General features: G+C 34.6%; 24 protein-coding genes. 19 read left to right on the plus strand and 5 right to left on the minus strand.

The window, feature by feature from the left end; all coding sequences use genetic code 11:
* Positions 1 to 20 precede the first annotated feature (20 nt).
* Positions 21 to 896 (minus strand): hypothetical protein, encoded by an 876-nt coding sequence (locus UH1x_RS06155; protein ID WP_036156842.1) that lies wholly within the window; start codon positions 894 to 896, stop codon positions 21 to 23.
* 27 nt (positions 897 to 923) lie between these two features.
* The gene (locus UH1x_RS06160) at positions 924 to 1643 is read right to left on the minus strand and encodes a DUF547 domain-containing protein (protein ID WP_482625778.1); all 720 of its coding nucleotides are present in this window, start codon (positions 1641 to 1643) and stop codon (positions 924 to 926) included.
* A 275-nt stretch (positions 1644 to 1918) separates the two neighbouring features.
* Here UH1x_RS06160 and UH1x_RS06165 point away from each other — a divergent pair, with 275 nt between their 5' ends.
* The 15 genes from UH1x_RS06165 to UH1x_RS06235 all read left to right on the plus strand — a co-directional run bounded on the left by UH1x_RS06165 (position 1919) and on the right by UH1x_RS06235 (position 17347).
* On the plus strand, positions 1919 to 3265 hold the full coding sequence (locus UH1x_RS06165) for an NAD(P)/FAD-dependent oxidoreductase (RefSeq protein WP_482625779.1): 1347 nt from the start codon (positions 1919 to 1921) through the stop codon (positions 3263 to 3265).
* Positions 3266 to 3293: 28 nt separating this feature from the next.
* A complete protein-coding gene (locus UH1x_RS06170) occupies positions 3294 to 4877 on the plus strand; it encodes a 4Fe-4S binding protein (protein WP_482625780.1) in 1584 nt (527 codons plus the stop codon).
* Between the two features lie 153 nt (positions 4878 to 5030).
* Positions 5031 to 7436, plus strand: a complete 2406-nt coding sequence (locus tag UH1x_RS06175) for an alpha-L-rhamnosidase-related protein (protein ID WP_482625781.1) — start codon at positions 5031 to 5033, stop codon at positions 7434 to 7436.
* Between the two features lie 55 nt (positions 7437 to 7491).
* Entirely contained in the window at positions 7492 to 7983 is a 492-nt protein-coding gene (locus UH1x_RS06180; RefSeq protein WP_036156846.1) for a toxin-antitoxin system YwqK family antitoxin, read from the plus strand.
* Positions 7983 to 8672 (plus strand): glycosyltransferase family 2 protein, encoded by a 690-nt coding sequence (locus UH1x_RS06185; RefSeq protein ID WP_482625782.1) that lies wholly within the window; start codon positions 7983 to 7985, stop codon positions 8670 to 8672. The genes UH1x_RS06180 and UH1x_RS06185 overlap by 1 nt, the downstream gene beginning before the upstream one ends.
* Before the next feature lies 1 nt (position 8673).
* Positions 8674 to 10158: a cellulose synthase family protein gene (locus UH1x_RS06190; protein WP_482625783.1), complete on the plus strand. Its 1485-nt coding sequence runs from the start codon at positions 8674 to 8676 to the stop codon at positions 10156 to 10158.
* A 192-nt stretch (positions 10159 to 10350) separates the two neighbouring features.
* Positions 10351 to 10794 carry a DUF4262 domain-containing protein gene (locus tag UH1x_RS06195; RefSeq protein WP_482625784.1) on the plus strand — a complete coding sequence of 148 codons (444 nt, stop codon included), beginning with the start codon at positions 10351 to 10353 and terminating at the stop codon, positions 10792 to 10794.
* Positions 10795 to 11347: 553 nt separating this feature from the next.
* Positions 11348 to 11824 (plus strand): cupin domain-containing protein, encoded by a 477-nt coding sequence (locus UH1x_RS06200; RefSeq protein ID WP_482625785.1) that lies wholly within the window; start codon positions 11348 to 11350, stop codon positions 11822 to 11824.
* Positions 11825 to 12173: 349 nt separating this feature from the next.
* Positions 12174 to 13196, plus strand: coding sequence for a YHYH protein (locus UH1x_RS06205; RefSeq protein WP_482625786.1), 1023 nt, complete (start codon positions 12174 to 12176; stop codon positions 13194 to 13196).
* 30 nt (positions 13197 to 13226) lie between these two features.
* Entirely contained in the window at positions 13227 to 13805 is a 579-nt protein-coding gene (locus UH1x_RS06210; RefSeq protein WP_482625787.1) for a hypothetical protein, read from the plus strand.
* Between the two features lie 840 nt (positions 13806 to 14645).
* Entirely contained in the window at positions 14646 to 15041 is a 396-nt protein-coding gene (locus UH1x_RS06215; protein ID WP_482625788.1) for an RDD family protein, read from the plus strand.
* A gap of 45 nt (positions 15042 to 15086) precedes the next feature.
* Entirely contained in the window at positions 15087 to 15299 is a 213-nt protein-coding gene (locus tag UH1x_RS06220) for a hypothetical protein (RefSeq protein ID WP_482625789.1), read from the plus strand.
* Between the two features lie 164 nt (positions 15300 to 15463).
* Positions 15464 to 16519 carry a YHYH protein gene (locus tag UH1x_RS06225; protein WP_482625790.1) on the plus strand — a complete coding sequence of 352 codons (1056 nt, stop codon included), beginning with the start codon at positions 15464 to 15466 and terminating at the stop codon, positions 16517 to 16519.
* Complete coding sequence (locus UH1x_RS06230) at positions 16509 to 17123, plus strand: hypothetical protein (protein WP_482625791.1); 615 nt, start codon at positions 16509 to 16511, stop codon at positions 17121 to 17123. Before UH1x_RS06225 ends, UH1x_RS06230 begins: the two co-directional genes overlap by 11 nt.
* A gap of 8 nt (positions 17124 to 17131) precedes the next feature.
* On the plus strand, positions 17132 to 17347 hold the full coding sequence (locus tag UH1x_RS06235) for a hypothetical protein (RefSeq protein ID WP_482625792.1): 216 nt from the start codon (positions 17132 to 17134) through the stop codon (positions 17345 to 17347).
* A 92-nt stretch (positions 17348 to 17439) separates the two neighbouring features.
* Here the strand turns inward: UH1x_RS06235 and UH1x_RS06240 are convergent, their stop codons facing one another.
* From UH1x_RS06240 to UH1x_RS06250, 3 genes are all read right to left on the minus strand, one after another.
* A complete protein-coding gene (locus UH1x_RS06240) occupies positions 17440 to 17856 on the minus strand; it encodes a hypothetical protein (protein WP_482625793.1) in 417 nt (138 codons plus the stop codon).
* 78 nt (positions 17857 to 17934) lie between these two features.
* Positions 17935 to 18600, minus strand: a complete 666-nt coding sequence (locus UH1x_RS06245; RefSeq protein WP_482625794.1) for a class I SAM-dependent methyltransferase — start codon at positions 18598 to 18600, stop codon at positions 17935 to 17937.
* 341 nt (positions 18601 to 18941) lie between these two features.
* On the minus strand, positions 18942 to 19292 hold the full coding sequence (locus UH1x_RS06250; RefSeq protein ID WP_482625795.1) for a DUF983 domain-containing protein: 351 nt from the start codon (positions 19290 to 19292) through the stop codon (positions 18942 to 18944).
* 91 nt (positions 19293 to 19383) lie between these two features.
* Between UH1x_RS06250 and UH1x_RS06255 the strand changes: the two genes are divergently transcribed.
* The 4 genes from UH1x_RS06255 (at position 19384) to speB (ending at position 22019) form a co-directional block, all read left to right on the plus strand.
* Positions 19384 to 20259 (plus strand): helix-turn-helix domain-containing protein, encoded by an 876-nt coding sequence (locus tag UH1x_RS06255; protein WP_482625796.1) that lies wholly within the window; start codon positions 19384 to 19386, stop codon positions 20257 to 20259.
* Between the two features lie 101 nt (positions 20260 to 20360).
* Positions 20361 to 20822 carry a hypothetical protein gene (locus UH1x_RS06260; RefSeq protein WP_482625797.1) on the plus strand — a complete coding sequence of 154 codons (462 nt, stop codon included), beginning with the start codon at positions 20361 to 20363 and terminating at the stop codon, positions 20820 to 20822.
* A 9-nt stretch (positions 20823 to 20831) separates the two neighbouring features.
* On the plus strand, positions 20832 to 21209 hold the full coding sequence (locus UH1x_RS06265; RefSeq protein ID WP_036156876.1) for a nuclear transport factor 2 family protein: 378 nt from the start codon (positions 20832 to 20834) through the stop codon (positions 21207 to 21209).
* A 27-nt stretch (positions 21210 to 21236) separates the two neighbouring features.
* Entirely contained in the window at positions 21237 to 22019 is a 783-nt protein-coding gene (speB, locus tag UH1x_RS06270; protein WP_482625798.1) for an agmatinase, read from the plus strand.
* Positions 22020 to 22076 lie beyond the last annotated feature (57 nt).

The following is a 22076-nucleotide window of genomic DNA, read 5'->3' on the forward strand; positions in this document are numbered from 1 at the left end:
AAGAACACTCAAACTATTTTTTAAAAAATTCCTCTTAATCCTAAATTAAAAGTTTGTCCTAGCCCTGTATTACTGCCACGAACAAAGTTTGTGTACAATAACTCTAAATTTAGGGCACTTGTAAGTTGATACTTTGCACCACCACCCAATGCTGTAAAATCTTGTGCAAAATCATTACCCAAATCTAACCGTTGAGAATGTTGTGCCAATGCCAAAACGGTAAACTTGCTTGACGGGAAGTAGCTAAGAAAAATACCTGGCGTTAGGTTCAAACTATTATTGGCAAAACTCTCTTCCTTATCTCCAAAACTTAACTCTGAATTGATTTCACTAAAAAGTTGCCATTTATCTCCTGGAAAGGTGTAATCGTAAAAGAATCTATTTTGCCAGATGTATCCTTTTTGATCTAAAAAAACACCGTTTTCCGTTTCATTATCTACCAAAGGGATAAAGAATGAACTTTGAATTGAAAAATTACTAACAGAAGCAATAGGCACAAATTTCACTGATGGCGCTATTGAGGTAAGTCCGGATCTAGCCGTATTGTTTTCTCCGTCAAATTTAAATACATCCAAGGCACTTCTATCACCAATAACATTTGATCTAAACTCTAAAATAGCGCCAACATTCCACCTTTTATTTGTTCCAACCCCAGTGTATGCCTCTAATGTTGATGTAAAAAAAGTTTGTCTAGGCTCCGTACCTTCTGAAAAGGTACTTTCAGTTTGTGTATATAAATTATTGAACCACTTTAAATCATACTGCCCCTTACCTATCAATTTTGACGGTGTATATTGCTGTATATTACTTTTCTGTTGCAAACTATCTTGCCCGTAGCCTGTAAAAAAAGCACAAAGAGCCACTGCAAGAAATAAATTTCTAGTTAAAATTTTCATTTTTAGGTTTTTAAAATTCTTAGTTGATTATTTAATTTCGTTCAAAGACCAGTCGTAAGGATAGTAAGAAACCTTCGCATTTTCTGGTAATTGTTCTTTTCTATAGGTATTGATAAAATCTACAGTACTTCCTTTTTGTTCAAAGTCTCCTTTGTACCACTCAAATAATTGAGAAATCTGTACTTTATTCTTATTTACTTTTATAAAATTAGGATTGTTCAAAGCCAAAACGGTTTGCTTCTGCAATTGACCATCTATTGTGTTAGGCTTGTAAGCCGTGTTTATAATTGGCGGGCATCCTAAGCCTGCGCATACCAATACAAAATGAAATCTTGCTTCTGCAGGAAACTGCGCTCTTAAGAGATCATTCTCAATACCGTTTAAGGTTACAGACTTACCTGCTATTTCATGTTTTGTTTTATCAAAAAATCCAGCTACGTCTAAAGGTGATTTTAACGGATAATTATTAACGATACCGTCTATAACCAGAAGGTTATATGCATTGATCCAAAAAGCTTGATATGTTGCAGCATTTGATTTTGAAACCGATATACCCTTAGCAGAATTCAATGCCTCTTTTAAAGCTTCTGGGTTACTTTTAACAGCTGCGTACTTTACTTTACCATCAACAACGTACTCCTTAAAAAAACTATCACTCTTGCTAAAAAAGGTAGCTACATCTTGTGCAGAAACACTGGTAACCATTAAAAGGAAAAACAAAGTCTGTATAACAATTCTATTCATCATAATTTTAAATTTAATATCACTTTTGAGATTGTTTAGGTCGTGACCATTTACAAAAACATACACTTCTCAAAAAAAATAATTTTTTTTCTTTAGAATTTTCAAACGAATTAAACACTGATTTACTGTATGTTACAAATCCGTTTTAATAAGATTAAAACGCAAACTACGATAAAAAGTATCACAGAGTTATAACAAGTTTATAATCTTTCTAAATAAAAAGGTAGCTGTTAAGTTCTTACCTTTAATACCGACACAACCATCAACAAAAGCATTTTATGGATCATATTGTAATTATTGGTAATGGCATATCCGGAGTCACTTTAGCTAGACACATACGTAAGCTATCAGACAAAAGAATCACCATTATTTCCGCAGAAAGTGACTATTTCTTCTCCCGTACCGCATTAATGTATGTTTACATGGGTCACATGAAATTTGAACATACACAACCTTACGAAAACTGGTTTTGGAAGAAAAACAGAATCGACCTCGTTAACGGGTTTGTAGAAAAAGTAGAAACCGATACTAAAAAGCTCCTTCTAAAAGGTGGTTCATCTATTTCTTATGACAAACTAATTATTGCAACAGGTTCTAAGCCTAATAAGTTTGGCTGGCCAGGACAAGATTTAAAAGGTGTACAAGGCCTCTATTCAAAACAAGATCTAGAAATGCTTGAGAAGAACGCCCCTAATAACAAAGTATGTAATCGTGCGGTTATTGTTGGTGGTGGATTAATAGGTATTGAAATGGCCGAGATGCTACGCTCTCGCCAAATACCTGTCACTTTTTTGGTTCGAGAAAATAGCTTTTGGAACGGCGTATTACCTGCAGGCGAATCTGCCATGATCAATGAGCATATTCTAGAACACCATATAGATTTGCAACTTGACACCAATCTTGAGAAAATAATTTCTGATGACAACGGGCGAGCAAAAGCTGTAGTAACAGATAAAGGTGAAACCATTGAATGTAATGTAGTTGGCTTAACTGCCGGCGTTGCTCCAAATATAGATTTCCTAAAAGATTCTGGCATTGAATTAGGCAGAGGGGTTAAGGTTAATCGTTTTTTAGAGACCAACGTAAAAGATGTATACGCAATAGGCGACTGTGCAGAGCAGCACGAAGGTATAGGCAGCAGAAGACCAATAGAAGCGGTTTGGTATACCGGGCGAATGATGGGCGAGGCTCTAGCACAAACTATATGTGGCAAACCAAGACAATACAACCCTGGTCATTGGTTCAACTCCGCTAAATTTTTAGATGTAGAATACCAAACTTACGGATGGGTCTTTAGTGAACGTAGCAAAAAAGATAATGAACATCATTTTCACTGGCGCCATGCTACTGAAAAGATATGTATAACCGTAGCATTTGATAAAGACAGCCATCAATTTTTAGGTTTGAACACCTTTGGTATTCGAATGCGACATGAAATTTTTGACCAATGGTTAACAGAAAACAAGGACATTGACCACGTAATGACCTATTTAAAGGATGCCAATTTCGACCCAGAGTTTTTTAAACTTTATGAGGATGAAATTATCGCCAAATACAATGCTGATTTCAATAAGAACATCAGCCCTAAGAAAAAAAGCTGGAAACGTATTTTCAGTATCGCCTAACTAAATAACAAAACAAACAACACCTACTATGGGTAATTTTGACAGAAGTATGTCTCTTGCGGGAGAACCGCCTAAAGCATTAAATACAGGCCAAAAATTGGCAGTAGTCACAGGAATGATCGGTTTGGGAATTCTCATTCTACAATTATTCAACTTAAATCTTGGTAACACGGCACTTTGGCTTACCATTTCTATTGTTGCCATATTTGCTGGTATCATTTGGTTTTCACAGGCTGCATATGCAAACAAGCATAAAGGGATTAAGAATGACGGCGTATGGTTTAAATCTATATCTAGCCGTGGTGTACTTGCCTGGATGGCCGGTATTGCCTTAACAGGTTTTTACATTGTACTCTATTTTTATCCGCAATATCTTGGTCTAGTAAAAGATGGTGATAATACGGGTTTAATTGCCTTATTTGACCCTTTAAGTAAAGGTCTCAGCGGAAATCCTGCCAGCCAATGGTTTGTTTACGGCACCATGTATACCGTTGCTATTTTGGCTTTCGGTGCTAAATTTATTTGGAAGTATCGTCATAATAAATATGAGCAATTGAGGACGGTTAGTGTTATGTTCTTTCAGACTGCATTCGCATTTTTCATTCCTGAAATCATGGCGCGTTTAAATGGTGATTTGCCATATTACGATTTAAAAAATATGTGGCCTTTAAACTATTACAACTTTGAACGCTATCGTATTAATGGATTTATAGATTCTGGTAGTGTAGGTATGACCATGCTGTTTTTTGGTATCATATCTATTTTTGTCATCTCTCCTTTTTTAACCTACAAATATGGTAAGCGTTGGTATTGCTCATGGGTTTGTGGTTGTGGTGGATTGGCTGAAACTGCTGGTGATTCTTTTCGTCAATTAAGTGATAAATCTAAATTTGCCTGGAAGGTTGAGCGTTGGGTAGTACACAGTGTTGTGGTATTCGTAACCCTAATGACCATAGCTGTCATTTATTCTTATTTAGGTAATGACACTAGCAAATATTGGCTTACAAAAACCATGTTCATTTCTGGTGTAGCTGTTATTTTAACCGCTATTTTTTCTTGGGTAATGATTTACAAAAGAGAAGAACTTGCTAAAGATGCCAAATATGGAGCAATTGGGTACTTTACTATTATTGCCGTATTAATTGGAATGCACTTTTTTAGTGGTTCTGGAAATATATTCATATTCAAAGCGGAAACGCTACGTACTACTTATAGCTTTTTAATAGGTAGTATCTTCTCTGGAGTTATAGGAACAGGTTTTTATCCTATTTTAGGAAACCGTGTGTGGTGTAGATTTGGTTGCCCAATGGCTGCCATGTTAGGTTTTCAACAACGTTTGTTCTCTAAATTTAGAATTACGACCAATGGTGGTCAATGTATTTCTTGTGGTAACTGTTCTACTTATTGTGAAATGGGTATTGATGTACGTGCATATGCCCAAAAAGGAGAAAACATTGTACGTTCTAGTTGTGTAGGCTGTGGTATTTGTTCCGCTGTATGCCCAAGGGGAGTTCTAAAATTAGAAAACGGACCTGAAAAAGGGCGTATCAATTCTAAAGATGTCTTATTAGGTAATGATGTTGATTTAATGGATTTAGTGAATAATAAATAGATATTATTCTTAAAATAACGCCGTGCTTTTAAGCGCGGTGCTAATTTTAATCTTGTTCACTTATACTTTATAACAGGAAAAAGATCATGAAAGACTGGTATTCACCAATCTTTCATGATCTTTACAACCTATTAACAACAACTTAGACAGTACATGAATCGCTTTTTTTACTTACTTTTTTTACTATCACTATCTACACAATCTCAGACAGAACTTAATTACCCTGAGGTTGTTTATGGCAAAGAAAACATCAGTGCCAGTTGGGTTAGTCACCCAGATACAAAAGGTGGTGAAGACACAGCGATTTTGTTTCGTAATATATTTAATGTTGCTGATGCAAAGGCAGATTTTATCATCAATATTTCTGCAGACAACCACTACTTTCTTTATGTAAACGGTGAGTTTATTACCCACGGACCTCAATTAAGCGATATTCAGCATTATAAATATGAAACCTTAAACTTAAAAGATTACCTGAATACGGGTGAGAACGTTATCGCCGTTAAGGTCATTAATTTTGGGAAAAGAAGGTTTTTGGGCATGCAGTCTATATTCACTAGTGTAATGATAAACGGTGTTACAGATAATGCCAAAATCATTAATACTACCGGTTTTAATGATACATGGCTAAGCACCATTGATCAATCTTATAAAGCTAACGAAGTCGTTTGGAGAGGTGATGCAGAAAAGGCTATTGTAGGCGGATTCTATGCCAACAATCCTACTGATAAGGTTGACATGAACAACTACCCAACACATTGGGAAACCCTAAATTTTGATGATACCGATTGGAAAAAAGTAGCGTTTTTTGAAAACGCCAGTAGTATGGGCGGCTCTATTGCTTATTTACTAGAACCTCGTAATTTACCTTTACTTTCTTGGGATGAGGAAAGAATTGCAAGTATTGTCCGTTCTTCAAAACCTCTGGAAACAGAGTTTCCGGTTTTAGGCACTTTAACGCTAGCACCTAATACCACTACAACTTTTTTACTAGATCAGCAATACGTTACTAACGGGTTTCCAGAACTGATATTCAGCAAAGGAAAATCTGCAGTTATCGCAATTAAATATGCCGAGAATCTTTTTGGTGCAAACAATGAAAAAGGGGACCGTAACGACTTGGACAACAAAAAACTTTTAGGTTATTATGACGAAATAATCTCTAACGGAGAAGATGCCCAAAAATTTATACCGAATTGGATGCGCACCTTCCGTTTTATTGAGTTTGAAATTGAAACCAAAGATCAGGAGCTTGTTCTTGAAAAATTTGTAAACCATAGATCAAGAACTACTATACCATCTATTGCCAAGTTCACTACAGACAATGACATGTACAATGATATTTTTGATATCTCTAAGCGCACCATTGATATCTGTACCCAAGATTATTTTTTAAGTGATGCCTATTATGAAACTATGCAGTACGTAGGCGATACTAAAATACAAGGTTTAATCTGGCAAGCTTTAAGCGGTAATGCAGCACATACCAAAAATGCAATTCGCCAATTTGACCACAGCAGAGATTCTGACGGTAATATTTTAGGTGCCTACCCGCTTCGCTCTACATTTATTTACCCTACTTACTCTTTGGTTTGGGTAGATATGATTACAGATTACTATAACACCTCTAACGACAAAGCATTTATTGAAACCTATAAAGATGGTATTGTAAATACCCTTGCCGGATTCGAAAAAAACATGAACGACATTAACTTGGTCAACAAAACGCCATATCGCTATTTTGTAGATTGGTATACCGGACCTAATAATGGTAGTGGTACCGCTACCAAAAATGACGGACTCAATTCTGCAGTGGTCAGTTTACATTATGTACATGCGCTACAAAATGCCTCTCGCCTATTCACTGAGATCGGAGACGAACAAACATCAATGAAATACAAGAACAGAGCTCAAGAAATCATTACATCTGTTTATGAGCTTTGTTATGATCAAGAAAGAAATCTATTTGCGGAGCGCCCTGACAAAACTATTTATGATCAGCATACCAATATCATGGCGATATTGACAGATGCTATTCCAGAAACTGAACAAAGAGCACTTTTAGACAAAATTCTAAACGAAGAAGATTTGTTACAAGCCACATACTACTACCGCTTCTATCTTTTTGAAGCGATTAAAAAAGTAGGTGCGCCAGAATTATTTGATGTTGCCCAAAAACCTTGGGAGCAAATGATCAACGACAACATGACCACAACATTAGAACGATTTGAAAGTGTTGAGAAACCAACAAGATCAGAAGTGCACCCGTGGAGTGCCTCGCCCGCATATTTTTATTTTAATTATCTGGCAGGCATCCGATCGGTACAAAATGATTTTGAAGAAATGGAAATTGCCCCTGCATTTGGGAAACTAAATGAAATAGCAGGCTTGCTGCCTACATCAAAAGGAACTATTGCATTTGAACTAAAGAGAAATAAGCATAAATTATCCGCCGAAATAACAATTCCAGATACCATGAAAGGCAACTTAAATTGGCAAGGAACTGTAATTCCTCTTAAAAAAGGAAAAAATACCTATACCATAAAAAGTAGAAAGTAACGGTGTAATCTTCGGTATGGTAAGCACCTATATTTTAATCTAATATTTTAAAAAAATGAAGCTATTTAAACTTTTTTTACCCGCTCTTATTTGTTTAGGATTGTTAGCTTTTACCAATCCTGAAGACAAACGCTATGAACGTACCTATTATGAAGACGGCACCTTAGAAAGTGAAGGTTGGATTCGCTATAGTACAAAAACTGATTATTGGACTTTCTACCACCCTAACGGTCATAAATCTGAACAAGGTTTTTATGCTTATGGCAAAAGAGAAAAGTATTGGTTTTTTTATAGTGAAGACCGTATTAGAATAAAAGAAGGCAAGTTTGCCGATAATAAAGAAATTGGCTGGTGGCTTTTTTACGACAAAAAAGGTCGCATTAACCACAAGTGCCAGTTAACAAAAGGAATAAAAGACGGGTATTGCTTAAAATACAAGGACACAAAATTAATATCCGCAGAGAAATACAGTAAAGGTGAAAAAATTAAGGAATGGACCTCTTTTCGTGCCTTTACCAGTGAAAATAGTTTATCAGATTTAAAATAATGACAGACATTAAAGTAATTATACCAGCTTTTAACGAAGCAAATTCTATTGCCCATGTCATCAACGAACTACCAAAAACGGTATCTGAGGTAATCGTTGTGAACAATAACTCTACAGATGATACCGTGAAAAATGCCGAAGCTGCTGGCGCAACAGTACTTACTGAAACTAGAAAAGGATATGGCTATGCCTGCCTTAAAGGCTTAGATTACGTAGCAAATCTGTCAAAACAACCAGATATTATCGTATTTATTGATGGAGACTACTCTGATTACCCAGAGGAACTGGAGAAGATAATTGCTCCTATTTTAGAAAAAAATATAGATTTTGTAGTTGGTGCTAGAACAAAAGCTTTACGAGAAGAAGGTTCAATGACCCCACAACAAGTTTTTGGCAACTGGTTGGCAACATTTTTAATGCATTTATTTTTTGGTGCAAAATTTACGGATTTAGGTCCTTTTAGGGCAATTAAATACGAAAAGCTCAAAGAATTGAACATGGAAGACAAGACTTATGGGTGGACGGTTGAAATGCAACTGAAAATTCTTAAGAAAAAAATGACATATACCGAAGTACCAGTACGTTACAAACGAAGAATTGGCATCTCAAAAGTATCAGGAACCGTAAAAGGTAGTATATTTGCAGGCATAAAAATTTTGGGGTGGATCTTCAAATACAGTATAAAATAATATGGCTTTAGCTCTTGCATATCTTATCATCATCATCTACAGTATCTCTTTACTGTTGATCTTCTTTTATAGCTTGGCGCAGCTTAATCTGTTAATCAATTACTTATCCCAAAAAAGACAAAACCAAACGGCTCCTAAGTTTAATTTGTTAGACCCAAAGGAAATTCCGTTCGTAACCATTCAACTTCCTGTTTTTAACGAAGAATATGTAATGGATCGTTTATTGGAAAACATCGCTAAAATAGAATACCCTAAAAGTAAATTAGAGATTCAGGTTTTAGACGACTCTACTGACGACACGGTAATAACCACTGCAGCCAGTATTACAAAATTACAGGAGACCGGTTTAGATATTAAACATATTAAAAGAACAGACCGTTCTGGTTTTAAGGCAGGTGCCTTAAAAGAAGGACTAGAAGTAGCAAAGGGTGAATTCATTGCGATTTTTGATGCGGATTTTTTACCTGCTTCAGATTGGCTGAAGAAAACAGTTATCTATTTCAAAGATGAAGAAATTGGTGTGGTGCAGACCCGTTGGGGACACTTGAACCGCGACTATTCTACCCTAACAAAAATTCAGGCTTTTGCTCTTGATGCGCATTTTACCTTAGAACAGGTTGGGCGTAACAGCAAAGGTCACTTTATCAACTTTAACGGTACCGCAGGTATTTGGCGTAAAGAATGTATTCTTGATGCCGGTAATTGGGAAGGTGATACGCTTACCGAAGATTTAGACCTTAGTTACCGCGCACAACTAAAAAACTGGAAATTCAAGTATTTGGAGAATGTGGAGACTCCCGCTGAACTACCGGTAGTGATAAGTGCAGCTCGTTCGCAGCAATTTCGTTGGAACAAAGGTGGTGCTGAGAACTTTAGAAAAACGGTTTGGAGCGTTGTAAGCGCAAAAAACATTCCTTTTAAAACAAAGTTTCATGGGGTCATGCACCTACTGAACAGTTCTATGTTCTTATGTGTATTCTTAGTTGCTTTATTAAGTATACCATCGCTTTATATTAAAAATACATATGGTCATTTAGACTGGGTATTCTCTCTTTTAAGTTTATTCACGGTAAGTACTATTATTTTATTCGTTTGCTATTGGTTTACCTATAAGAGTATACAAGGCAGCGGCTTCAATAACTTTGTAGATTATATACGTATTTTCTTCACCTTTTTCTCTGTAGCATTAGGTTTCTCTTTACACAATACCATTGCCGTATTAGAGGGACATATGGGCAAACGAAGTGAATTTGTACGTACACCAAAATTCAACATCAGTACTTTAAAGCAAAGCTGGAAAGGCAATAAGTACCTAGCTAAAAAATTATCACCTAACATGATCTTGGAATTTGCCTTAATGGTTTATTTCATGTTTGGTATGTATAGCGCAATACCATTGAATGATTTTGGGTTGTTTCCGTTTCATTTTATGCTGTTCTTGGGCTTTGGGTTTGTATTCTTTAAATCATTGACCTCTAGAGCTTAAATCAGCTTTAAACAAAATATTAAAAAGGGATAGCCATTGGCTATCCCTTTTTTTATTTCAATTCTTCTAGTTTGTTTAACTTACGCATAAAATAGGAATAAGATTACTTGTTATCTTATTCTTCTTAAATAGCGTATAAAGTAACTTGTTACTCTGTACAATTGTTGTATGCAATTTGAGAAAAACGAAAGAATGACCGACGAAAAAAAGGAAAAATATTTTAAAAGAGTTAATGAAAATATTGAAAAATTCGGATTTCATATGACTTATGTGTTGGAAGAAACTGGATTTACACCTTTTGGGTACTCAACTGGAATCTATAAGAGTTTTGAGATCCCTGAACTTTTCATTTCCGGACTTCCAAATGGACTCACAACTGAATTGATTACGAATTACGCGGAGAGGTTTAAATTCAAAAAAGTACCACTGAATCAAAAAATAGATGATTTAATTGACCGTTTCCCTGTTTACTTCATTGGAGTGGAAAATAACAAACTGACTGAACACACATTGAGTTCGCTTAAATTTTATGAGAATTCGGAATTCAAGTATTTACAGTTAATTTTTCCTGACTTGAATGGATTTTTTCCAAACGAGGTAGAATATGACTATGACCAAGAAATATTAGGAGAATGAAAAAACTGCATATAACAATTTATAATCGCAATTACGGCAGATTCGACTACTTCCGAATCCACTCGGAATTGCTAAAACCTGTGCTAAACTGAAAATTAACGCATATTAACCCGTAACTGACGGTTATACGAGACCGTTGTAATCAATAGCTCAAATAAAATATTATGCAAGATTTAAAAATACATTCCGAGGGGCAAAATGACCACTTACTATTAATTAAGGAAAAGTATAATAGGATTAAAAGCTCTCTGAAATTGAATGTTAAATTGACTGAGGACGAAAAACAAATTGAACTGAAAAAAGTCAAAGAACAGTTTAATAAAGAAAAAAAGGATTCTAAGCAAAATCTGTACTAAGTCAAAAAATAACGGACTAATCACTCAGATTTAAAAAGAGTTATGCGCATATGGACTCCGCTTTAGAGAAGAAAAAATAATTACAAAACAAAAAGCTCTGGCTCGCCACCGAGACAAAACTATATACTTGAGCGTTTTTTGAATACCTTTAACGAGCAATCGTGCGTAATAAGCAAGCACAGAAATAATGACATCAAATGAAAAATACGCTTTTCTTTTTCCTAATATTATCCTCGGTATCCATATTTTCCCAAGATGCTGAATATGATGTTTCTTCTTATCTGACAGAAGGTACCAAAGCACCAAACACTCATTATATTGGAGAGGCTTGGTTGAATGCCATTATCCACGATGACCAAGAATTGGGCTATAATATTACAAAAGCTACCTTTAAAGCTAACTCAACACTAGATTGGCATAAACACAGTTCTGCACAAGTATTGATAATAGTTGAAGGTGAGGCTTATTATCAGGAGAGAGGAACCGAGGCTGTAATCTTAAAAGAAGGAGACATCATAAAATGTGAAAAAAGTATTGAACATTGGCATTCTTCTACCAAGAACAATGATGTAACGTATTTGGCTTTATATGGTGGCGGGCAACCAACTACTTGGACCGAAGTAGTAACCCAAGAATATTATGATGAAGTAGCGGAAAAGCTAAAAAGTAATTAAATCATTAAGATTAGTACATTTAAACACGAAACATTAAACATAAACACCAAGACTACCTCAACCTAAAAACTATTTGAGTATTGCTTATAACCAAGCGCTTTGCGTATTTTTATGAAGACCGCAAAATCTTATGGATTTTGCTTTAAACAAAGAAAAGAAAAAAGAAAAAGATTTTGCTATGTGCATGGAGTAAAGTAATCGCTTATTTGCTCCCGTACTGTTCATAGCCAAATCGTTATATGCTATTTTGAAAACGAAAACCTAGTAAGATGTAAAAAAACTAACTTGTACAAGTTCCTTAGATAAAGGACATCTAAAAGAATAATATATATAATTAAAAAATAAACTTATGAAAATTAAACTAATATCAATGCGCTTTATTACCTTGGTTTTATCACTTTTTGTGATGTCATTAGGTATAGAATCTTGTTCCGACGACGATAGTACCTCAGATACTGTCGATACTCCGATGGACGACGGTTCTGATGACGACTCAGATATGGATACAGATACAGACACTTCAGAATGCGTTCAACAAGATTTGGCAGAAGAAAGTGGAGTTTGTGATACAGAATTAGATTTTACACCCTCAGTTACAATTAGTGTTGATGGATCTGATAGGGTTATCACTACTAATAGTATTCCAGATCATTTAGTAGGAACCTTCATTAACGGAGATATTACGGAACAGAATGAAATGTATACAATAACTACAGATCCTGAACTTACGGGAAATTTAACTTCGCTAGAGGGCGATAATGGTCCTGAATATATTTTTGGTGTCTTGTTAGATGGTGTAGAATTAGATCCTATTGCAGCTGAACCATGGCCACATAGTGATCTTGGAATTATGGATCCGGATGTAAATTGGGATTGGAATTTAGAAGCATTAAATGTTCCTATAGGCTTAGACTGTAACTTCTCACATGTGCAACCTACAGGTAAATATCATCATCATGGTACACCAACATTATATGACTTAGTTGCGGATGCAGACGGAACTGAAATGGTACAAGTTGGATGGGCAGCTGATGGATACCCTATTTATTATAAATACGCATATACTGATGCTGATGATAGTAGCTCTGCTGTTTTAGAAATGACCTCTAGTTATGAATTATTAACAGGTGATAGACCTGGAGATGGTGTATCAGCACCTTGCTCTGAGTACAATGGTGCATATTCTGCAGATTACGAGTATGTCGATGGGCTTGGAACTCTTGATGAGGCAAATGGAAGAACTGGTGTAACCCCTGAGTTTCCTAATGGCACATTTTATTATATATTGACCGATGGAGATTCTTTTCCAAGTATCCCAAGATATTTTAGAGGAACACCTTCTAATGACTTTAAACAAGGACCAGGGAATTAAAAATAAATTTTCTTAAAATACGAATCAAATATGTATAAATTATATTTATCATGTTTATTCTTTATCATGTGTATACCTTTTACGTATGCACATGATTCTGATATAGCTTATTTTGATATTACAACAGAAGGTACTCAAACTATAATTCATGCTGAATTTTCATGGAGTATTCGAAATGCCTTAATTGCATTCGATTCTAATTATAATAATGCTAAAACAATAGAAGATATTAATGACATATTTTTACGTTACACCAAAGAGAAGTTAAAAATTTTTGACACAAAAGACAGACAATTACATTTATTAAAAGTTGTTCTTGAAAAGAATAATGAAGAACATAACCATGCCACACGTTATACATTAATATTCGAGGGTTCAGATATTAGTAAAGTTTCAAACACCATGATGTTTGAACAGAGTAACTCTCAAAAAAACTATCATTGGTATTTAAACAAAGACGGAAAAAAGGAAGAAGCAATTACAGACAACACTACTTCATCTTTTAATATCACCACAGAAACTAGTAGTTATTTAAAATATTATTTAATTGTTGGTGCAATACTGTTGTTAGGTTTACTGATTTTTTCTTTTAAAAGAAAGACAAGGTAAATTGTAATAAAATAGAATTTGTGCTAATTATAGTAAAAGATTCTATTAATTTTTAAGAGCCAAATTAGATTGAAAGTTGTACTTGTGGAAAAAAATTATGTTATGATATCTGTGAAATTGAATAAACTACTGATTAAACAGCATATAACTCCGTGTATAATTAATTGCTAGGTTCTTCACTACTTAAGAATATTCCTGCGGAATCTTCACGGGTTCGTAAAGGTTTACTAAATTAGTTACTTAACCACGTAAATAACCATACACAAACACGTTACCACCAATTTGGGTACGATATACAAACAATCTTTACAAAGTTATAGAAACATCGTTTACACTTTTTTTTAGGAGTTAATTTGAGATAAAAATCAAGTTATCATACCTTGAAAAGAAACAACGACTATAGAACAAAAAATTGAACTAATAAGTGAATGGTTTATAGGAAAATTCACCATTACAGAATTATGACAGAATTCAAGAATACCTAATTATTGAAGTCATAAACCCAGCAAATAAAACATTTCGAATATGGATGGAAATTGACATATCAATATTGACAAAAATTAAAATTCAATATCAGAAAGAAATCGATTAGTGAATGAAAAATAAGAATCGCATTATTACTCTGTGGCTTATTGGAAATACCTTCCTTTTAATAAGGTTCTTAGTCGACCCATATCTAATTTTATGCGAACCTTGTATGTCTGGTTACATTTGCCCACCTTGCCGCACTGAGTTTGCTGACAATATTTGGATTTATTTCTTCATCTGGAATCTGTTGGTTGCCCTATTCCTTTTATTTAGCAAGAAAAAACCGAAGGCAAACACCTTATAAAATCAATTATGAATAAAAATTATGCCTTTTTACCCGAAAGAATAAAAGCCGCAGTAATTGATGGCATTCTACTTATCGTTGCTATGTACGCAGTATCTGAAATTTTAAGCCTTTTTGAGAACGTACCTAATTACGTGAGAATTTCGATAGCGATTTTATTATTTCTTCTTTACGACCCAATTTTCACAAGTCAATTCGGTGGAACTATTGGACATTCATACAGTAAAATTATGGTTAAAAAAGACGCAGTTACAGAACAAAATATTAATCTAGTACCTGCCCTTTTCCGTTTCTTGATCAAATTTTCTTTAGGCTGGGTATCGTTACTTACCGTAACAGGTAATCAAAAGAAAAAAGCATTACATGACCTAGTGGTCAATTCAGTAGTGCTAAGAGAAAAATAAAACTACAAAACTGAAATTGACGTTTTTGAATTTATTGAGAAATATATGGCCGAAAATCAAAAAAAGGCGAAAGAAAGCGAAGAACAAGTATACCAAACTGGTTTGGAAGTAGCCACAATTGTCTTAGACGCTGCAAAAAATGAAGACCTGCCATTACGTATTCGAACGTCTAAATGGCCAGAAGACTTTTGTAATTTAAAAACACAAGCAGATCACAATAGAACTAAACTAGTTCAACAAATTAAAAAGCCTTTCTAATAATAGAATATTAAAAATGTCTGATTTAGATTATTATAAAATTTGAAGTACTATTCATTAGTAATAATATAAATTAGGCTCTTTCCCGACAGATAAGTTGATATAATAAACACCAATACATTCAAAGTTCTTAACTTTATAGTACTAACCACAAGAAGGGAGTTATGATAAAACATCATCTTAAAATTTTAGCGATACCTGTATTTGTATTCATTCTTATGGCGTGTAAAGACACAAAGTCAAAATCTAATACAGAAACAAATACAGAAGTCACCATTTCGGTCAATAAAGAAAATTTTCTTCCTGGCGGTCTAGTTGAACCCATATCTATTGTCAGTAAAGAAATGTCTGATGGTTCTACCGCTGATTGTTACAAAATTGTCACTTCTGGCACACCTTCAGAGCATGAAATGGGACCATGGTGTCCAGATAATATTTCTGATGATGCCTCTAAAGGTGGTGTTTGGGCAGTAGAAGGAGAAATCTACGATATTGATGGCGAGTTCATTAAAAATTTAGGAACACTTTTTAATGATGATACTTGGATGCTTTATGATAAGACCACAGGTGAAATCACTAAAACCAAGACCAAGGCAGAATGTAATGATGCCGCAGACCCAAATGTTGGCGAAGAATATAAAAACTTTTGTGTAGAATGCTTACCATCTTACATCACTGGTATGACGCATACATATTATATACCGGTTACTCCTAAAAAAGCACCTGAAGGATATGCTTTTAGATCAGGGCCTCCAAACGGCGGTGAAGATGGCCATGAAAGACCTGAGCGCCCAAAAGATGGAGAAAGACCTAAAGGACCACCACCAGGCGGAGAAGGCATGGGACCTTCCAATAGAGGTTTAGCTTTTAACGGTGTTGTTTTCAACGCACCTGCACCTGTAGATAATATCTTAGCGGCTTACACTATTGCTCCTTTTGATGATGCCGGCGGACATATTAACTTACACGAAGGTTATCACTACCATGCGGCAACAGGTGTTTCTAAAAAAATAGCGCAAGAAGATAATCACGCTCCAATGATAGGCTATGCCATGGACGGGTACCCAATTTATGCCAATACGGATGCCGATGGTAACGAAGCTACGGACTTAGATGAATTTAGAGGTCACTACGACGAAATTAGAGGTTACCATTACCATGTAGACAAGGCTGGAAGCAACAATTTCATTGACGGTTTACGTGGTGTTTATGCTATGTAAAAAACTTCTTTTACCACTTTTTCTTACTGCTTTTCTCTTGGTAAGCAATGTGCTTTTTGCCCATAATCCAGATTTTTCAAGTATAATTATTTCGAAAACGGAAAATGGGCAAATTGTTATGCAATTAAACAGCTCTTTAACGGCTTTTCAACAAGAGGTAAATTATGTAAACGGGGAAGGTGCCTATGCATCTCCAGAAGAATTTCAAGATTTAGTTCTTCAACTTTTTGAGTCTAGATTCGCTATTGTTCTTAACGATAACATTACCCTTCAATTCAAAAATTCACAAGTGTTCTTAGGTCATGAGACCAAGATAGTTTCAGAGCTAGTTGGTCTACCTAAAGAAATAAATCACATCTACTTAAAAAATGAATTGTTCAAAGACCTATACAACAGTCAATCTGTTGTTGTATTTTTATTGGATGGATTTCCGAAAGAAAAATTTACTTTACAGCGCGATAATCAACACGAACTAACCCTTACTTTAAAAGAAGGAAAATGGGAAGCGCCAATAGGCAAAAGAGATAATACACACTTGAAGTATTTACCCTTTCTGATTACTTTAATAATTGGTGGTTTTTTACTTTTTGTTTCCAGAAAATAAAATATTGTATGAAAAAACCGAATACAGCAGTTTATATCGCTTTAGTAATCGTTATAATCGGTCTTATATTTCAATTTATGGAAATGGGAGTTTTTGGAGAGGATCCCATACCTGAAATTACCCAATATAATCAACTGTTTTTTTGGACCGGAATTCTTATTTGGGCTCTTGGATATATGAAACAAGAAACTGCAAAAAAGAAGGATAGCGAAAATGACCTGTGAACTAAACAACAATCTAACGGGTCTGCTTGCGTTGAACTACCACTATAAAACCAACAAACCTTTCGCTATCCTTTTTAAAAATATAAACTTCTTTATTTGAATAGACGAATAGAAGATTCTTTCAAATTCAATTTAGCTGGTTGCGGAAATTCTGCATGAACTATCAAAACATTTTCATGATGTTGTTCTAACTCACTCAACACCTTTCTGTTCAATAATAAAATAGTTGAATGACCGTAATGGTCTAATTTATCAAGAATGGTTTTTCCGTTAAATTCACACACCCAATGTGTTTCTGACATATTTTCTTCGTAAAACAACTCTAAAGTTGGCACTTGATAATAATCATGCTCACCAATACCTTCTAAATCAAAAACCAAACGAAGCAATCCGCCTTCTAAAGAGGCTCCCTCACTAGAAATACCTAATTGTTCAAAAGACAATTTACCAGAAGTTGGTTCATTAAATTTTACTTTTATCTCTCCTTGATTTATCTCTACTTTGCTCATCTACGTTTGTTTTTATGATACCACCAAAGCTAGATAACAACGTAGATTAATACTATGACATTTATCAGGATTAATAAATCAATACATCTTATATAATACAGTTACAATAATACCATGTTCATCTACGACTTTTAAAAGTTCGCGCTGGGCTACAACTTTCAAATTAAATGGTGCCAACAAAAGATTGATGCCACTATGCTTTTTTAAACGAGTACCTTGACCTGAGATAATATCTACATTAGGTGTAAAATCTTTATTAGGAAGATGTTCTGTTACTATTACATACTTGTAATTAACAAGTTTAGTCGCAACCTGCTTTACCTCATCATTAGAGATATGCTGTAACACTTGACGAAGAATAGCACAATCTGTATTGGGCAAAGTGTCTTTAGCGACATCTAGACATAGAAATTCCAAATTAGGAGCTTTATATTTTTCTTTGTTACGTTCAATTAGTTCTGGAACAATATCCACCGCAATAAAATTCTTGGCGTGGCCCACCAATTCTTTTCCCACATTAAAATCCCCGCAACCTAAATCACATACTGAAATTAGTTTTTCAAATGAACTTAAAAAAGCAATTAATTTCTCTACATAAGGTTTTACAATTTCTGGTTTATGCGAACCTTCACCAGAATAAAAATATTCACCACCACTACCCCACAAGTTCTTTTCATAGACTTGTTGCATAGCATCTTTTGTTGGCCATGGTGTTTTTGCAATCCTCTTCTTATCCTCCTTCATATAATTTCTATCATACTTAGAAGTTCAAAATAAGTTAATATAAATTAAATATCACCACCGAAAACACCGAACAAAAAAAACAATTTGCATACAAGTATTCCTATTCATAGTAACCTAGACTGTTACAAATAGATTTTAGGTGGTTATAAAATCTAATATAAATGACCCTATTAGATGACAGCTACTTTTAAAACCTATTAATAATACTATTACTCCAAGTTTAATTAATAGTTTATCCGTTTGGGTGTTACCCTTTATTTGGTTTAAAAAATACTAAGCAAAATAATCATAAGAGATTTCAACACGGTAAAAGAAATATGTCTCCCAAATTACTACGACCATTAATCTTTATAAAAAATATAAATCCAAATTGCTCTAGATAGTCTAAAATTCACTGTACTTAACAACAATGTCACCGTAGCTATAATGGCAAAAACAGGAATAGGTGATAAATCTATAAAATGCCAAAACAACACTAAACACACTATCATTTGCGCAACAGCCAGCGCATAACTCACAAACATTGCACCAAAAAAGAAACCTGTTTCGCGCTCAAACTTAAAGTTACATTCCGTGCACCTCTCATTCATTTTGGGCATTCTTAGTAATAGAATATTGCCCTGATCTTTAAACACCTTTCCTTCTTTGCAATTAGGACATTTGCATTTTATAATATCTAACACTTTACTCATGACCTCTAATTTAATACTGCAAAATTAAGACCTAAAACATATGATTCAGTCGTATCATTAGCCCCAATATTTGTACTTTTAGGACATTCTTATGAAGATTCCTGTTTTACATATTAGTCAGTTTTTAAAGAATAAGCCTTTAGATAGTCTTTATATAAACTCTTTTGCGCAGCATATTCAAATTAATAAGCACCTAATTAGCAAACCTCACAGCCATAACTTTTACCTGTGTGTTATTTTTACAAAAGGTAGCGGTACGCATGAAATTGATTTCGATACCTACTCCATAGAGTCAGGAAAAGTCTTTTTCTTAAAACCAGGACAAACACATTTCTGGAAATTTGAATCGCAACCAGAAGGTTATATTTTTTTTCACTCTCAAGAATTTTATGAACTTAAATTTTTGGATCACTCTTTAAATTCTTTTCCTTTCTATTATTCTAACCAGAACCCGCCATTGCTTCAGTTATCCCAAAATAAATTAAATCACCTTTCCACTGTTTTTCAAGAGCTTTTTACGGAGTACAGAGAAGAAAACTTATTAAGAGAGGCAAAAATCACTAGTCTGATACATTATTTATACATAGAATTTACGCGCGCATATACTGCAGATATTGTTATAGAAAAGTTAAGCTCTAGTAGCTATATCAACATACTTGAGCATCTAGAAAAGTTGATAAACACACACTTTTACACTGAAAAATTACCTAAATTCTATGCTGACAAACTCAATATTACAACCAAACACTTGAATAGAGTGGTGCGCAAAACCATTAACAAAACTACGAGTACTTTAATTTCTGAACGTATTATGCTAGAAGCTAAACGCTTAATTGTTCATTCTAATGATAACCTTGCCAACATAGCAGATACTCTAGAGTTTTCTGATTATGCCTATTTTTCAAAATTCTTTAAATCTAACGCAGGAATGACCCCAATGGAATTCAGAAAAATGTATTTTCATTAGCATAAAAATTCAAATAAACGGAACAAGTAAAAATCATATTCTTTCTTTTAGGTTCGTTCTTTGGTATTGAAAACAGCAGAATTGCTTCAGACAAAACCATTGTGTCCATATATCCTGAAAAACACAAAATTGAGATTGTTCAAGAAAACCTTTTTACCATAATTCAAACCGAAAAAGACACTGCTCTTATCTTGGCACAATGGGAGCAATTAGCAAATTGGAATGAAAACAAACTGCCATGGGCTAAAGAGTTAGAAAATTTCACCAATAAAAATGTGACTATTGAAAATAATGAAGGAGCCATAGCACCACGCATTTCTTTTAATTACACTGACGAAGATGATTTGCGTGCCTTGGGTATCTGGTATAATAAAGAAAAGAATCAATATTTTATTAATAACATTCCAAGAGAGCATACCACAAGCGAAAACGGTAAATTAGAAGGCAATTATTGGATTTTTGAAGGAAACAGCAAATTTAGCTTCACCATTGAAGCTTTTATTGACCTGCCCAATGAGTTTAAAAAATCAAAACTTGCAATCACTGAAATCTTTGAGGACTAAATTTTAAGTATGGATTTACAGAAAAACAAAGAAAATGCCATAGCATTTTACAGAACAGCATACTTGGGTAATCCAAAATCAGCCATCGAGAAATATGTAGGCAGTGAATATATTCAACACAACCCAGACGTTGCCAATGGCACACAAGGTTTTATTGATTATTTTGAACGTATGCAGGCAGAATACCCAGAAAAATCTATTGAATTTGTACGCTGTATTGCAGAAGGCGATTTAGTTTCACTACACACGCACCAAACTTGGCCAGGAAATGATCAATACGTGACCATGGATTTCTTTAGGTTTGATGCAGAAGGAAAAATATGCGAACATTGGGATGCTATTCAGCAAATTCCCGAGAAATCCAAGAACCCGAATACCATGTATTAATTTAATATAAAAGCCTAAAACGTTATTATGAAAGATATTGTTATTCAAGGAATTAATTGGGATGCCAAATCCTCTTTTCAACAAGGTCCGGCGAAAGCTCCTGACCTCATTAGAAAAGCATTATACAGCGATTCAATGAACTTGTATACAGAACTTGGGGTATCCATAGAAAACGATGCCATTACGGACAAGGGTGATTTTACCATTAATGAGTATTTTGATATTGAGACCATTACCAAAAACAACCTAGATGCTGGTTCTAAACTACTTTCTTTAGGCGGAGACCATTCTGTCACTTTCCCCATTATCAAGGCTTTTAACGAGTACTACCAAAAACTAGATATCTTACATATTGATGCGCATGCAGATCTGTATCATGAATACGAAGGGGACCCTTATTCTCACGCATGCCCTTTTGCACGGATTATGGAAAGCGGTTTTGCTGTAAAATTGGTGCAAGTCGGTATTCGCACTTTAAATCCGCATCAGGCTGATCAAGCAAAAAAATACGATGTTGATGTTCATGAAATGCGGAATTTAGATTTAAACGCGATACCTAAATTCAATAATCCTCTTTACATTTCTTTAGATATGGATGGCTTTGATCCTGCTTTTGCACCTGGAGTTTCTCATCACGAGCCTGGCGGACTCTCATCACGACAAGTTTTAGACTTAATTCATAGCATAGATACCGAAGTAGTAGGTGCGGATATTGTAGAATATAACCCTGATAGAGATTTTCATGACATGACCGCTTACTTGGCCGCAAAAATAATGAAAGAACTTTTAGGAAAATTGATGGGCAATTGAAATCATTTTTCAATAAAAACCAGTAAATTGACCTGTTACTAAACCCAGACCCCTAAT

This window comes from Maribacter sp. UH1 (assembly GCF_056839145.1).

What these genes read in the sequence shown, in the direction of transcription:
- UH1x_RS06155 (WP_036156842.1), bottom strand. Translation starts at nt 896, where the DNA reads ATGAAAATTTTAACTAGAAATTTATTTCTTGCAGTGGCTCTTTGTGCT.
- UH1x_RS06160 (WP_482625778.1), bottom strand. Translation starts at nt 1,643, where the DNA reads ATGATGAATAGAATTGTTATACAGACTTTGTTTTTCCTTTTAATGGTT.
- UH1x_RS06165 (WP_482625779.1), top strand. Translation starts at nt 1,919, where the DNA reads ATGGATCATATTGTAATTATTGGTAATGGCATATCCGGAGTCACTTTA.
- UH1x_RS06170 (WP_482625780.1), top strand. Translation starts at nt 3,294, where the DNA reads ATGGGTAATTTTGACAGAAGTATGTCTCTTGCGGGAGAACCGCCTAAA.
- UH1x_RS06175 (WP_482625781.1), top strand. Translation starts at nt 5,031, where the DNA reads ATGAATCGCTTTTTTTACTTACTTTTTTTACTATCACTATCTACACAA.
- UH1x_RS06180 (WP_036156846.1), top strand. Translation starts at nt 7,492, where the DNA reads ATGAAGCTATTTAAACTTTTTTTACCCGCTCTTATTTGTTTAGGATTG.
- UH1x_RS06185 (WP_482625782.1), top strand. Translation starts at nt 7,983, where the DNA reads ATGACAGACATTAAAGTAATTATACCAGCTTTTAACGAAGCAAATTCT.
- UH1x_RS06190 (WP_482625783.1), top strand. Translation starts at nt 8,674, where the DNA reads ATGGCTTTAGCTCTTGCATATCTTATCATCATCATCTACAGTATCTCT.
- UH1x_RS06195 (WP_482625784.1), top strand. Translation starts at nt 10,351, where the DNA reads ATGACCGACGAAAAAAAGGAAAAATATTTTAAAAGAGTTAATGAAAAT.
- UH1x_RS06200 (WP_482625785.1), top strand. Translation starts at nt 11,348, where the DNA reads ATGAAAAATACGCTTTTCTTTTTCCTAATATTATCCTCGGTATCCATA.
- UH1x_RS06205 (WP_482625786.1), top strand. Translation starts at nt 12,174, where the DNA reads ATGAAAATTAAACTAATATCAATGCGCTTTATTACCTTGGTTTTATCA.
- UH1x_RS06210 (WP_482625787.1), top strand. Translation starts at nt 13,227, where the DNA reads ATGTATAAATTATATTTATCATGTTTATTCTTTATCATGTGTATACCT.
- UH1x_RS06215 (WP_482625788.1), top strand. Translation starts at nt 14,646, where the DNA reads ATGAATAAAAATTATGCCTTTTTACCCGAAAGAATAAAAGCCGCAGTA.
- UH1x_RS06220 (WP_482625789.1), top strand. Translation starts at nt 15,087, where the DNA reads ATGGCCGAAAATCAAAAAAAGGCGAAAGAAAGCGAAGAACAAGTATAC.
- UH1x_RS06225 (WP_482625790.1), top strand. Translation starts at nt 15,464, where the DNA reads ATGATAAAACATCATCTTAAAATTTTAGCGATACCTGTATTTGTATTC.
- UH1x_RS06230 (WP_482625791.1), top strand. Translation starts at nt 16,509, where the DNA reads ATGCTATGTAAAAAACTTCTTTTACCACTTTTTCTTACTGCTTTTCTC.
- UH1x_RS06235 (WP_482625792.1), top strand. Translation starts at nt 17,132, where the DNA reads ATGAAAAAACCGAATACAGCAGTTTATATCGCTTTAGTAATCGTTATA.
- UH1x_RS06240 (WP_482625793.1), bottom strand. Translation starts at nt 17,856, where the DNA reads ATGAGCAAAGTAGAGATAAATCAAGGAGAGATAAAAGTAAAATTTAAT.
- UH1x_RS06245 (WP_482625794.1), bottom strand. Translation starts at nt 18,600, where the DNA reads ATGAAGGAGGATAAGAAGAGGATTGCAAAAACACCATGGCCAACAAAA.
- UH1x_RS06250 (WP_482625795.1), bottom strand. Translation starts at nt 19,292, where the DNA reads ATGAGTAAAGTGTTAGATATTATAAAATGCAAATGTCCTAATTGCAAA.
- UH1x_RS06255 (WP_482625796.1), top strand. Translation starts at nt 19,384, where the DNA reads ATGAAGATTCCTGTTTTACATATTAGTCAGTTTTTAAAGAATAAGCCT.
- UH1x_RS06265 (WP_036156876.1), top strand. Translation starts at nt 20,832, where the DNA reads ATGGATTTACAGAAAAACAAAGAAAATGCCATAGCATTTTACAGAACA.
- speB (WP_482625798.1), top strand. Translation starts at nt 21,237, where the DNA reads ATGAAAGATATTGTTATTCAAGGAATTAATTGGGATGCCAAATCCTCT.